The organism is Acidobacteriota bacterium, assembly GCA_035529075.1.
Lineage (GTDB): Bacteria > Zixibacteria > MSB-5A5 > GN15 > FEB-12 > DATKXK01.
Window position 1 is genome coordinate 104,311 of the sequence record DATKXK010000013.1, and the last position, 12,542, is coordinate 116,852.

16 protein-coding genes are annotated in these 12,542 nt (G+C 60.2%); 1 reads left to right on the forward strand and 15 read right to left on the reverse strand.

What is annotated here, in order from left to right; all coding sequences use genetic code 11:
* Nucleotides 1-4: 4 nt before the first annotated feature.
* From VMY05_07515 to VMY05_07565, 11 genes are all read right to left on the reverse strand, one after another.
* Nucleotides 5-529 carry a DUF177 domain-containing protein gene (locus VMY05_07515; protein ID HUV30916.1) on the reverse strand — a complete coding sequence of 175 codons (525 nt, stop codon included), beginning with the start codon at nt 527-529 and terminating at the stop codon, nt 5-7.
* Between the two features lie 214 nt (nt 530-743).
* Nucleotides 744-1,169, reverse strand: coding sequence for an ATP synthase F1 subunit epsilon (gene atpC, locus VMY05_07520; GenBank protein HUV30917.1), 426 nt, complete (start codon nt 1,167-1,169; stop codon nt 744-746).
* Nucleotides 1,170-1,174: 5 nt separating this feature from the next.
* Nucleotides 1,175-2,581, reverse strand: coding sequence for a F0F1 ATP synthase subunit beta (gene atpD / locus VMY05_07525; protein HUV30918.1), 1,407 nt, complete (start codon nt 2,579-2,581; stop codon nt 1,175-1,177).
* Nucleotides 2,582-2,621: 40 nt separating this feature from the next.
* On the reverse strand, nt 2,622-3,485 hold the full coding sequence (gene atpG, locus VMY05_07530) for an ATP synthase F1 subunit gamma (protein ID HUV30919.1): 864 nt from the start codon (nt 3,483-3,485) through the stop codon (nt 2,622-2,624).
* A 128-nt stretch (nt 3,486-3,613) separates the two neighbouring features.
* Nucleotides 3,614-5,125 carry a F0F1 ATP synthase subunit alpha gene (gene atpA / locus VMY05_07535; GenBank protein HUV30920.1) on the reverse strand — a complete coding sequence of 504 codons (1,512 nt, stop codon included), beginning with the start codon at nt 5,123-5,125 and terminating at the stop codon, nt 3,614-3,616.
* Between the two features lie 83 nt (nt 5,126-5,208).
* Entirely contained in the window at nt 5,209-5,757 is a 549-nt protein-coding gene (gene atpH / locus VMY05_07540; GenBank protein HUV30921.1) for an ATP synthase F1 subunit delta, read from the reverse strand.
* Nucleotides 5,758-5,762: 5 nt separating this feature from the next.
* Entirely contained in the window at nt 5,763-6,245 is a 483-nt protein-coding gene (gene atpF / locus VMY05_07545) for a F0F1 ATP synthase subunit B (GenBank protein ID HUV30922.1), read from the reverse strand.
* Between the two features lie 59 nt (nt 6,246-6,304).
* Nucleotides 6,305-6,541, reverse strand: coding sequence for an ATP synthase F0 subunit C (atpE, locus tag VMY05_07550; GenBank protein HUV30923.1), 237 nt, complete (start codon nt 6,539-6,541; stop codon nt 6,305-6,307).
* A gap of 62 nt (nt 6,542-6,603) precedes the next feature.
* Nucleotides 6,604-7,491: a F0F1 ATP synthase subunit A gene (gene atpB, locus VMY05_07555; GenBank protein ID HUV30924.1), complete on the reverse strand. Its 888-nt coding sequence runs from the start codon at nt 7,489-7,491 to the stop codon at nt 6,604-6,606.
* Nucleotides 7,488-7,901, reverse strand: a complete 414-nt coding sequence (locus tag VMY05_07560; GenBank protein ID HUV30925.1) for a hypothetical protein — start codon at nt 7,899-7,901, stop codon at nt 7,488-7,490. The genes atpB and VMY05_07560 overlap by 4 nt, the downstream gene beginning before the upstream one ends.
* Nucleotides 7,894-8,154 (reverse strand): AtpZ/AtpI family protein, encoded by a 261-nt coding sequence (locus VMY05_07565; GenBank protein HUV30926.1) that lies wholly within the window; start codon nt 8,152-8,154, stop codon nt 7,894-7,896. The genes VMY05_07560 and VMY05_07565 overlap by 8 nt, the downstream gene beginning before the upstream one ends.
* A 251-nt stretch (nt 8,155-8,405) precedes the next feature.
* On the opposite strand from VMY05_07565, the gene VMY05_07570 reads away from it, so the two are divergent.
* Entirely contained in the window at nt 8,406-9,077 is a 672-nt protein-coding gene (locus VMY05_07570) for a DUF3365 domain-containing protein (protein ID HUV30927.1), read from the forward strand.
* Nucleotides 9,078-9,088: 11 nt separating this feature from the next.
* Here VMY05_07570 and sixA read toward each other — a convergent pair whose 3' ends face one another.
* From sixA to VMY05_07590, 4 genes are all read right to left on the reverse strand, one after another.
* On the reverse strand, nt 9,089-9,556 hold the full coding sequence (gene sixA / locus VMY05_07575) for a phosphohistidine phosphatase SixA (GenBank protein ID HUV30928.1): 468 nt from the start codon (nt 9,554-9,556) through the stop codon (nt 9,089-9,091).
* Nucleotides 9,557-9,746: 190 nt separating this feature from the next.
* The gene (locus tag VMY05_07580; protein HUV30929.1) at nt 9,747-10,709 is read right to left on the reverse strand and encodes a hypothetical protein; all 963 of its coding nucleotides are present in this window, start codon (nt 10,707-10,709) and stop codon (nt 9,747-9,749) included.
* A gap of 183 nt (nt 10,710-10,892) precedes the next feature.
* The gene (locus tag VMY05_07585) at nt 10,893-11,504 is read right to left on the reverse strand and encodes a heavy-metal-associated domain-containing protein (protein ID HUV30930.1); all 612 of its coding nucleotides are present in this window, start codon (nt 11,502-11,504) and stop codon (nt 10,893-10,895) included.
* Nucleotides 11,505-11,813: 309 nt separating this feature from the next.
* Nucleotides 11,814-12,542: FG-GAP-like repeat-containing protein (locus VMY05_07590; protein ID HUV30931.1), on the reverse strand; the 729-nt coding region annotated here is incomplete at its 5' end.

Here is a 12,542-nt window from a genome sequence, read left to right on the forward strand (position 1 = left end):
GAAGTTAGCGTCGCTGGTCGGAGAGTTTCTTAAGGCCGTCCCAGCGAGGGTCAGCAGTCTCGGCTTTGCAGTCGCACGTTTGTTCGTTCAGGTTGACGCCGCACGTAGGGCAGATGCCGCGGCAGTCTTCCCTGCAAAGAGGCTTCATCGACAACGAGAGCAGCAGCGCCTGCCTCACCGGTTCCGAGACATCCGCCAGCAGTTCGCTTCCCTGAAGATACACGTACATCTCGTAATCAGATCCGTCCCTGCCGCGGGATGTTACCTGATCGACGCCACACACGACGAAATCGGTCGACTGGGCGACCGATTGCTCAAATTCGACCAGGCAGCGCGAACACGTAACCATGTAAGTGGCCGTAGTCTCGCCCTGGCAGAAAAACTCGTCACCCGACTGCTGTATAGCCAACTCGAGCCTGACCTCGCCGACCGCTGTCACGCCGTCGGCAAACGGTTTGAACCGGCCGGGCCCGACTGTCAACGTAGTGCATACGGGGAATTCTTTAAACTCCCGCAAGTCCAATATCATAGCGTCCGAACCTACCTAAAATGCACCCGAAAGTCAAGGCCTAAACTGAACGTCAAACCCCAACGCTGTCTTGGCGTTACGCGAATCCAGGCCGCCCCGACAAGCAGCCACGGGAAACCGGACTGCACGCGACCTTCCCGGCCATAGGTTTAACACCGCCGTGTTAGGTTGATACCACTAAAATCGTGCAGATGTTCCCGGGCGGGTGCAGAGATTAAGTCGAGCCCTTCCGGCTTGCTTCCTCGAATATCCTGATGCGATTGGTCGCACGTGCCAGAGCAGCCAGAGTCACGGCGATGTCCACGTCGGACTCCCCCCGGCGAGCAGCTGACAGGCTTTGTCTGGCTCGCTCACGAGCCGTACGGGCGCGTTCAATGTCGATATCCTGCGCCCGCTCGACGGCGTCAGCCAGAAGTGTCGCCACGTTGTTCGAAACTTCGAGAAACCCGTTCGTCACCGCCATGATGTGCAGCCGTTCGTCGGTATCGCGAAAGCGGATCCTCCCCGGTTTGAGGGACGTTATCAGGGGGGCGTGCTGCGAAAGGACGCCCAGATACCCCTCGGCTCCGGGCACCGTGAGCGACCGGATGTCAAGCTCACAAATCACCTTTTCCGGTGTGACGATCGTCAGGTGAAACATCGCGCTCAACTCTTGGTCTTGTCGTAGTTGGCCAGGACCTCTTCGACCCCGCCGACCATGTAGAAGCACTGCTCGGGGATATCGTCGAGTTTGCCGGAGATCAGTTCATCGAAGCCCTTCACGGTCTCCTCAACCCTGACGTACGTGCCCGGTTTGCCGGTGAACTGCTCGGCCACGAACATCGGCTGGGAGAGGAACCGCTGGACCTTTCGCGCCCGCTGGACTGTCAGCCTGTCCTCCTCGGACAGCTCGTCTATACCCAGGATCGCGATAATATCCTGCAGGTCTTTATACCGCTGGAGGATCACCTGCACTTCGCGAGCCACCCGGTAGTGATTCTCGCCCACGATGTTCGGGTCAAGAATACGCGAAGTGGAATCCAGTGGGTCGACGGCCGGGTACAGGCCGAGCTCGAAAATCGGGCGCGACAGTACCGTCGTGGCGTCAAGATGGGAGAAGGTCGTAGCCGGGGCCGGGTCGGTCAGGTCGTCGGCGGGCACGTAGATCGCCTGGACGGAGGTTATGGAACCCGCGCGGGTCGACGTAATCCGCTCCTGCAACGCCCCCATCTCCGTACCCAGCGTGGGCTGGTAGCCGACCGCCGACGGCATGCGGCCAAGCAACGCCGATACCTCCGAGCCGGCCTGGACAAACCGGAAGATGTTATCGATAAACACCAGCATGTCCTGATTCTCTTCATCGCGAAAGTACTCGGCCATCGTCAGGCCGGCCAGGCCGACCCGAAGGCGTGCACCCGGAGGCTCGTTCATCTGTCCGAACACCATGGCCGTCTTCTTGATCACGCCCGATTCCGTCATCTCCAGCCACAGGTCGTTACCCTCACGGGTGCGCTCGCCCACGCCGCAAAAGATCGAGTAGCCGCCGTGCTCGGTGGCAATGTTGTGAATCAGTTCCTGGATAATGACCGTCTTGCCGACGCCGGCGCCGCCGAACAGGCCGACCTTTCCACCCTTGGAGTAAGGCTCCAGCAGGTCGATCACCTTGATCCCGGTTTCGAACATCTCCACGGTCGTCACCTGGTCCTCGAACGACGGCGCCGCCCGGTGGATCGGCAGGCGCATGGTATCGGGCGGGATCGGCCCTTTTTCGTCGATGGTCTCTCCCAACAGGTTGAAAACACGCCCGAGTGTTACTTTGCCCACGGGCACGCTTATGGGACCGCCCGTATCGACCGCCTCCATGCCGCGCACCAGCCCGTCGGTTGAAGCAAGGGCCACGCAGCGAACGGTGTTGTCGCCGATGTGCAAGGCGACCTCCACCGTCAGGTCAATGTCCCCGTCCTTATCCGTGATCTTTACGGCGTTCAGGAGGTCCGGCAGCGACTCCGACGGAAACTCGCAGTCCACCGTAGCCCCGATCACCTGAACAACCTTGCCGACGTTCTCTGCCATTAGCTACTCCCGTATCGCAAAAACGTGATTATCATATGCATCAGCCCTTCAGCGCCTCGGCTCCACTGACAATCTCCAGCAGCTCCTTGGTGATCTGTGTCTGGCGCGCCTTGTTGTAGTCCAGAGTCAACGAATCGACCAGTTCGCCAGCGTTTCTCGTCGCGTTACCCATAGCCATCATGCGGCTGCTGTGCTCGCTGGCAAACGACTCCGCAAGCACCGTCATCAGCTTCGTCTGCGCATAGCCGGGCATCAGGGCTGCGTAGATCTCTTCGGCCGACGGCTCGAAGATATAGTCGAGAGTGCCTCCGCCCTCACCCACGCGGGGCCGGGGAACCGGCAGATACCGCTCGACCTCGACACGGTACCGCACGGTTGACAGAAACCGCGTGAAGACAATGCTGATTTCATCCGTCTGGCCCGACATAAATCGGTCCGTCAGAAGGGATACCGCCTGCCTGGCCAGTTCGTAATCGGGCTGGCCGCCCCAGTCGCCGTAGTACTTCACGACCGGCTGCCAGCGCCGCCGGTAGTAGTCACGAGCGCGCTTTCCTATTACCACAAGCTCCACCTCGACGCCGGTGGTCTCTCGCAGCCACCGGTCAGCTTTCCGGTGGACGTTGGCGTTGAACGAACCGCACAAACCGCGATCGGAGGAGACAACCACAAGGGTCTTCTTCTTCGGCTCCCGCACCTCGAAGAACGGATGGACAATCTCGGTGGTCGCGGCCGCCGCCAGATGAGAAAGCATCTCGTCCATTTTCCTGGCGTACGGCTTGGCCTGCTCCACGCGCTGCATGGCCCGGCGAAGTTTGGCCGCAGCCACCATCTCCATCGCCTTGGTGATGCGCTCGGTGGACCGCACCGTCCGAATCCGTTTTCTTACTACACGTAGCGTTGCCATGTACGTTCAGCAAACTCCTGCCCGTCGAGGTTCATCTTCCGACCGTCAACTGCGCCGCACACCGTCCGTGCCCGAAGGCTTCCGCCTGCAGCGCCGGCTTTCTGACGCCGCCCCGGCCGGAAATACCGTCACTCTGCCTTGAACCCGGCTTTGAACTCCTCGACGGCCTCTCTGAGTTTCTCCTCCGTGGCTTCACTGATTATCAACTCTCTCTCCAGCGTGTGCTCGATGTCCGGGTAGTGTTTCTCACAAAACACATGGAATGCCGACTCAAACTTCCCCACGGCTTCCGTTGGTAAATCGTCGAGATAGCCCTTGGTGCCGACCCAGATTTCCATGACCTGGCGCGCCACCGGCATGGGCTGGTACTGTCCCTGCTTGAGCAGCTCGACCATCTTCTCGCCGCGATTGAGCTGGTTTCGCGTGGCCTCATCGAGGTCCGAGCCGAACTGCGTAAAGGCCGCCAGTTCCCGGTACTGGGCCAGGTCCAGCTTGAGCGACCCGGCCACCTGCCTCATCGCCTTCACCTGAGCGTTGCCCCCGACCCGCGAGACCGAGATGCCGACGTTAATGGCCGGCCGCACCCCGGCGAAAAACAGATCCGATTCCAGAAAGATCTGACCGTCGGTAATGGAGATGACGTTCGTCGGGATGTAGGTGGAGATGTCCCCTGCCTGCGTCTCGATAATCGGCAGGGCCGTGAGCGAACCACCGCCTTTCTCGTCCGACAGCTTGGCCGCCCGCTCCAGCAGTCTCGAATGGCAGTAGAAAATGTCGCCCGGATAGGCTTCACGTCCCGGGGGACGACGCAACAGGAGCGAGAGCTGACGGTACGCCTGGGCCTGTTTGGACAAATCGTCATAGATGCAGACAACGTGGCGGCCGGTGTACATGAACTCTTCGCCCATGGCCGCGCCGGCGTAGGGGGCGATATACTGCACGGGCGCCGGGTCGGTTGCGGTTGCCGAAACGACCGTGGTATACTCCATCGCGCCGTACTGTTGAAGGATTTCAACGACCCGAGCCACTGTTGACTGCTTCTGACCGATGGCCACGTAGATACAGAACACGTCCGTGTTCTTCTGATTTATGATAGTATCAATGGCCAGCGCCGTCTTGCCGGTCTGCCGGTCGCCGATGATCAGTTCGCGCTGACCGCGGCCGATGGGAATCATCGAATCAATAGCTTTGAGCCCCGTCTGCAACGGCTCCCTGACCGGCTGGCGTTCCACCACGCCGGGCGCCCGGCCTTCAAGCACCCGATACGTCTCTGTCACCACCGGCCCCTTGCCATCCAACGGCTGCCCCAGCGGGTTGACGACGCGACCGACCAGCGCCTCGCCCACCGGAACCTGGGCCACCCGGCCCGTCCGGCGAACCGTGTCACCCTCGCTGATGTGCGTGTCGGAACCGAGAATTACGACTCCCACGTTGTCTTCTTCGAGGTTCAGCACCATGCCGGTGATGTCCCCGGGGAAATCAACCAGTTCGGACATCTGCACGTCGTCAAGACCCCAGACGCGGGCGATGCCGTCACCCACCTGCAGGACCGTGCCGACCGATTCCGTCTCCAGCTTGGTATCGTATTTCTCGAGTTCTTTTTTCAGGACCGATGATACTTCTTCGGGGTTTAGTGCCATTCTCGCACTCCTGCATCAGTAAACGTCATAAAAATCTTGTACGCCGGACACGCGGCCGCGTGACCGGCCGGACACACACTGCCTCAATGAACTCTCAGTCTGGTCAGTTGCTCCTTCAGGTCATTAAGACTGCGCCGCACCGAGCCGTCGATCACTTCGTGGTCGAGCATGACGATCATGCCGCCCAGGATGGACGGATCCACCTTGCTCTCCACCAGAATCGTGTTACCCGTCCTGGCCTCCAGTTTCCTGACCAGCGCTTCGGCGTCAGCCGGCGCAACCGGCGAGGCGGCGATGACAACCGCCCGGGAAATCCCTTTCTCCCATTCGACCAGCCGGGTCAGTTCATCGATAATCCCCGGCAGGTAATTGATTCGCCGCTTCCGTATCAGGACGACCAGAAACTCCACCAGAAGCTCCGGGAGCCGCTTCGTGAAGACGCTTCGCACCAGCGTCGTCTTTTCGTCAACGGAGATCCGCGGCCCGCTCAGCAGGCTGAGCAGACTCCGGTCGCGCTCGACCACTTCTTTCAGCGCTTCGAGCTGCCGGTGCGCCTCCTCAATCAGTCGCCGCTCTTTAAGCGAGAGGAACAGCGCCCTGGCGTATCTGCGCGATACCTCCGGTGACAGCATGGAGCCTACGCCTTCTCCAGATCGTCAATGAAACGACCGACCAACTCGCGCTGCTTGGCCTGGTCCAGTTCCTCGTGAAGCATCTTCTCGGTGGCCGTTATGGTCATGCCGACGATTTCGTCACGAAGCTGAACCCTGGCCTTGGCGATTTCGCGCTCGAGGTCGGCCTTGGCCTTCGCGTTGATCTGCCTGACCTCCTCCTGCGCCGCGGACTTTATCTCGGCGGCAAGCTTCTTGCCCTCAGTCACCGCTTCGACCAGCTTCTGGCGACGTTCGCGGTCGATGTCGCGAAGCTTGCCTTCGTACTCGGCGGTGAGTTTCGCGGCTCCGGCCTTCTCATCCTCAATCTTCCGGAACTCACCGGCGATCTTTTCTCGACGTTCCTCGATAAGGTCCATCAGGGGCCGCCAGGCGAACCGCTTGAGGATCCAGACGGTGATTAGAAACCCGACGGCGTGGGTCAGGACCTGTTGCCATTCTATACTCATAGCTCTACCAGGTTAATGACGCGTTTGACAGCGGCTGCCGTGAGCTTACGCCCTGTCTATCAGACACCGATCTTGCCGCTGGCCAGAATGTAGACGATGAACACATAAATGGTCAGCGCCTCGATAAAGGCGGCGCCGATAATCATGGTCGTCTGTATCTTGCCCGCCGCCTCCGGCTGGCGACCAATCGCCTCCATCGCGGAACCGACGGCCCGACCGATGCCGAGACCGGAGCCTATGGCCGCAAGACCCACCGCCAGCGGAGCGGCCAGGCCCAACATAGCTTGATAGTCCATTACGTTCTCCTCAGTATGTCTGTTAATCCGTCTTCACGTACCATGTCTCCGCCGTTCCGCGCTCAATGCGCCGGCTCCTCGTGCGGCAGCATCAGCAGTATGTATATGGTGGAAAGCAGAGTAAACACCAGCGCCTGAATGGTGGACAGCAGCAGGCCCAGGAAATAAAACGGTACCTGCAAAGGAATCCCGATCGGCGATTGCGGAAGGCTGAACACCGACATGGCTGCCACACCCAGCATCACAAAGACCGCAATAAGCGTATCCTCGCCCGTGATGTTCCCGAAAAGACGAAGAGCCAGGCTGAACGGTTTGGCCAACTCGCCAATGACGTGTATGGGGAACAGCAGCGGAACCATCACCCAGCTTATGGCGTCGCGCGGGCTGCCGGCCATGTGGTGCAGGTACCCCGGGACACCCAGACGCCGCAGCCCCGTATATTGCACGTACAGAAAAACCAGGATGGCCAGCGAACCGGTAATGGTCAGGCTGGTCGACGGCGAGTGGCCCAGCGGCACCAGCCCGATCCAGTTCATGGCCAGTATGTAGAAAAAGAGCGACCCCAGGAAAGGAATGTACTTCCGCGTTTCGTCACCAAGAATCGAGTAGACGAAATTGTACATGCCTTCCACCAGTATCTCGAGAAAGTTCTGCAGACGGCCCGGGATCAACCGGCGCCTCGCGTACACCCACATGCAGACGGATGATAACGCGAGGGCTACGACAACGGCAAAAATGACGTTTATCCAGTGCTCAGCCCACCCGAGATCCCAGCCGGTTATCTCCTCTAGCAACCACACGGCGCTCGGAAGGTGCGGCGGGGCGCCGGCGGCGGCGCCATGGTCCGCCTGCTGCTCCGCAGAACCGGCATCACCGGTGACCACGGCCAAAACCTGACCGAACCAGACCGGAAAGCCCAGCGCAAGCTTATTGACAATCAGCGTAATCACACGACCCCTTGAGCGTCATTTTCTTTCCCGGGGTGATCGGGCACTCTGACAACCAGCCGCGCCAGGGTCTTGAGGATCATGACGGCCATCAGAATCGAAAATCCTGCCAGCAGCAACAACGGCTCGAATCGCGGGATCTTCAACAGCAGGTAACCCGATCCGTACAGAAGCGGAAACTTGATGAACGCCAGACCGTATGCCCGGCGCTTGTCTATCCTGCCCGGCCGAACCGTCGCCCTCACCAGCGCCGACGTAAAGATCAGGTTCAGCACCCCCCAGGCGCCCCCGGAAAGCACGGCGATCGCCGGGAACACGCCGAAATAATACAGGCCGAACGGGAAGAATATCAAAAGAACGACAACGGACGTCTTAACGGTGCGATCGAGGAATTCCAGGCCCATGTCAGTCATTGTCCTTGTCGTTGTCGAGAGCTTGAGCTTTCTTCACCAGGTTATAAATTTCTCTGGCGGCAGCGCTGAAACCCAACGCGATGCCAACAACCGTCAGGTAGGGTTCGGTTCCAAAATGTTTGTCCGCCCACCGTCCCGCGAAAAAGCCGATAAGCGGCGCGGCGGCCAGGATCGCGGGAACCGCAGCAAGAAGGCTGGCCTGGGCTAAGCTCCTGTCCTTCTTTCCTTTACGCGGCCCCAGCAGAGGGCTCACAACGGCCCCTTTCCACAGCGATTCAAGACCGCAAGTATGGCCTCGAAGGCAGGCATGTCAACCGTTTTTTACCTTCGGCGTCGCGCCGCCAACACCATGCCTCAGAATAAATTATCCTCGCCCGCCGGTCGCAACCGCTACACCTGATCACGCCCGACCGTCCCTGCCCCCCGGTGACGCCGCAGCCTCCTTTTTCCGCTTGCCGCCTGCGAAGTGTCCGGCCTATACTGTGGTCTCACACGGAGGATCCTATGCTGAGATATGCGTTACTGTGCTTCTTCGCGGGGCTGCTGGCAGGATGTACGGCTGAGTCCGATAAACAGGCCGGCGAAACGGAACCGGCAACGGCCGGGGCCCAGTTCAGCCAGGATACGATCCTGTACCATGACGCCGCCGAGAAACTCATCGCCGACTTCTCGCGCGAACTCAAAGGTGAACTGATGGCAGCCCTGTCAAGCGGTGACGCGGTCGATGCCATCGCGGTCTGCCGAAACATGGCACCGGAAATCGCCTCCCGGTACGCGACCGGCAACTGGTCGATCAGACGGGTGAGCGATCGGAACCGCAACCCGAACAACCGGGCGGATACGATGCAGGCAGTCATCCTGAGCAGGTTTGCCGATACGTCGGCGGCGCCGTACATGGAATCGTGGACCATTGCGGACAGCGTCTCGATCTACCGCTTTTACAAGCCCATCCGCACCGTGCCGTTGTGCCTGAAGTGCCACGGCGACGTGCAGACTCTTGCGCCGGGCGTCTTTGAGGCGCTCAAGAGGCAGTACCCTCTGGACAAGGCAACCGGCTACAGGTCGGACGAATTGCGCGGCATGTTTGTTGTTCAAGCTACGTGGCCGGACGGCAGGGCGTTTGCCGAACAAATCCTGACCGACAGCCTGGAATTCTTGCTTCCCGACACACAGTGACGCGCTCGGTATTACGGCAGGATGGCGGGGGTAAGCATCCAACCGACTGACCACACTCCGAGATCATCCCTGCACAGGCACACTATACCGGCGTTCTCGAAGGCCACCGGAAGCCTGCTCTCGTTCCCGCACAGGAGCAGGCCCGCCAGGCGGGCGAGGTGCGGCAGGTGCCCGACCAGTATCGTATCCTCGTGCGTATCCGCCAGCCGGGCGGCCCAGACCGACGGGTTGTCCATGGGCGCCAGACCGTCGGCCGCCGTCATCCCGCCGGCCGGTCGAAGGTGATCGGCCAGCACCGCCGCCGTCTGTTCGGCTCGAGGTTTACCGCTGTGCACGATCGTGCCGGCGGTGATGCCCGCGTACCGGGACGCAAACGATGCCACCTTCTCGATATCGGCCCGGCCCTCCTCGGAGAGGCCTCGGCTCGGGTCTTCTTCCTCCGGCCGGGCCACGGCATGCTGCACCACGTACAGGTTCATTTGCTCGCCTCCGCATCAGCCGCCAAATGTTGTGACAGTGCCAATAAAGCACACCGGCGGCCCAGCGCAAGCGCGAGACGAGGTCGGAACTCGTCAGGATGATGTCGCTGTGATCGGGTTTACAGACAGGAGGTCTTGATCTTGAGATTAACGGATTGCGCCACCGCCCCCGGGCCGGGCCCGGCTCTGATCAGAAGCGGTAGCCCGCGCTCACGCGGTACGTTTCGTCAAGATCGTCGTGGTGCAGGTAGGCGAAATCAACCGTGACATTGCTGACGTCCACCCCCCCTCCGGCCGTGAACCGGCCGATATCGAACCCGGCCCGGCCGAAGACCATCTCGCGATAGCTGACTTCCCAGCCCCAGTGCGTATCCAGCGAGATGTCACGGCTCCAGAACTGGGCCGCCGCCCTGATACCTTCGAACTTGATATCGCCGCCGGCCAATGCCCGGCCAGTGAAATCACTGTACGTATACTCGACCATCAGGGCGGGCTTGACGGTCGGGTAGATGGACTCGGTGTTCCCGTCGGTGCCGAACGTAGCGCCCGAATAGCGGATGAACCCGGTGGTAATATCGGCGACGGCCAGCCCCAGTTGGGCGTAATCGTTTACCCGGTACAAGGCCCCGGCGTCCATCGTCAGGCCGTATCCGGATTCGGTGCCTATGTCGCGATAGATCACTTTGGCGGCCAGACCGAAATCGACGCGCGACTTGATCCTGCCCGAGACGGCGGCCGAAAAAAGCCAGTCGCCGTGCGACTCCTCACGCTCTACCACCGGTCGGCTGAACTCGTTCAGGCGCGTGATCTTAATGCCTCCCCCACCTAGATAGTAGACGTAGAATCCAAAGGCCTGAACAAGCGAATTGTCCGAGCCGCGGGCATCGATGTACGAAACGTAGTCGTGGTTGAGCAGGGAGCCGAACGTCTCGGCGTGCATGGCGGTCAGCAGCCTTCCGTCAAGGCGGTTCATTCCGGCCGGGTTCCAGTAGGCCGCAGTGCCGTCAAACGGCCCGGCCACGACTGCCCCGCCCAGGGCCAGACCCCGGCCTCCGACACCGAGCGAGAACGCTTCACCGGCGTACTTGGCGGCTTGCGTGCCGCCGGCCGCCAATCCGAGAAGAGTCACGAAGATATATATTCTGCGATGCACGTCAGCTATTCCTGACCGACCGTGGCGCACTGGCGTTTCAGGTTATGCACGGGCCGTCGGACGGAACCCGGGTGCCGGTCATACTATAACCCTTATTCGGCAGATGTCCAATCTCCAACCAGAACGTCCCCCCATAAAAAAAGCGGGAGGCAAGCCTCCCGCTTTGTACTTGCAGTCTGCAACCTACCGGCTGTCGTCGCCTTTGTCCTTCTTGACCTCTTTGGCGTCCTTGGCCTTTGCCGAGCAGGTGGAAGGGCACGCCGCCTTGCTCATTGGGCAGACGGCCTTGTCGCCTGCGCCCGCCGTCTTGACGGCCTCGACGGTCGTCGATGTAGCCACGGCCGGAACGATTTGGGCTTGATAGCCCTGTTTCGCTACCGCCTCGACCAGGGTGGCGGTTTGGACCTTTGACGGATCGACGCACATTGAGACGCAGCCGTTCTCGGACGAGATGCTGCAAACCCTGATCACGCCATCAACCTTCTCCAGGCCGGCCGTAATGACGGGCTCACACGTGCCGCCCTCCATCCCCTTGATCAACATGTCAACTTTCTGGACCTTGCCGGACTTGCACAGCTCCGCACATTTTTCAAGGGGCACGCCCAGCTTAACGGCGCAGGCAGCCTGCTCGTCAGGCGTGCAGACGCGACCCGACGCCGACTTGGCCTGGCCGGCGCAACAGGTATTTCCGGCTGAACCCTTGTCAGAAGAAGCGCAATTGCCGGCAAAAACCGGCGCGGCGGCAACGGCCAGGGCGGCCAAAACGACCAGACCGGCGGTAAGTAATTGTCTCATAAGTGTACCCTTCCTTTGGTGCCCAAGTAGGTTAGCATTCAATCTGTTTCCAAATATACCGACAAAGCCGCCCGTGGTCAAGAAAAAATAATCGACCACGGAACACCACTTTGCCGCAACTCTTCACAACCTTGTTACATTATACACGCCCCTCCTCGGCCGGTTCCGAAACCCGGAATCCGGCAGGTTTCCGGGAGGGCCGCCCCGGGCAGATTCAGAAGACTGCTGATCGCGAGCACGGCCGGCGCCGGTTCGCGAGCGGGCGGAATTCCGCAGCAGGGTCGCCGGGCTTGCCCGAAATCTCGCCCCCTATGGACAGGCCGCCGGGGGCGTGTTGCTGATAAACAGGTAGTCGATCAACCCCGTCAGATCGCCTATGTCGACAATACCTCCCTGGTCGCCGTCGACATTCGCTTCCGACAGGCAATCGGGCGGTTCGTTGGGCGGGATGAAAAGGTAGCGGATGAGATATGTGAGGTCACCGATATCCACAATCTCACCCGGATCACCGTCCACGTTGCCGGTGATACCCTGGCAGCAGGACGTCAGCAGCCGGTTGAATAGAATGGAAACATTGCCAGACTCACTGTTAGCTACCGCCAGGTCATTGTCACCATCACCGTCAAGATCAATCGAGAAGACAGAGAACGGACCATCTCCTGCGCCATAGTCGACCGCCGTTTGAAACGTCCCGTCACCGTTGTTCTTCAGAATGGAAACATTGTCAGACTCACTGTTAGCTACCGCCAGGTCATTGTCACCATCTCCGTCAAGATCGATCGAGAAGACAGAGACCGGAGAATATCCTGCCCCATAGTCGACCGCCGTTAGAAAGGTCCCGTCACCGTTGTTCATGAGAATGGAGACATTGTTAGAGAAATAGTTAGCTACCGCCAGGTCGTTGTCACCATCACCGTCAAGATCAATCGAGAAGACAGAGAACGGACCATCTCCTGCGCCATAGTCGACCGCCGTTTGAAACGTCCCGTCACCGTTGTTCTTCAGAATGGAAACATTGTCAGACTCACTGTTAGCTAC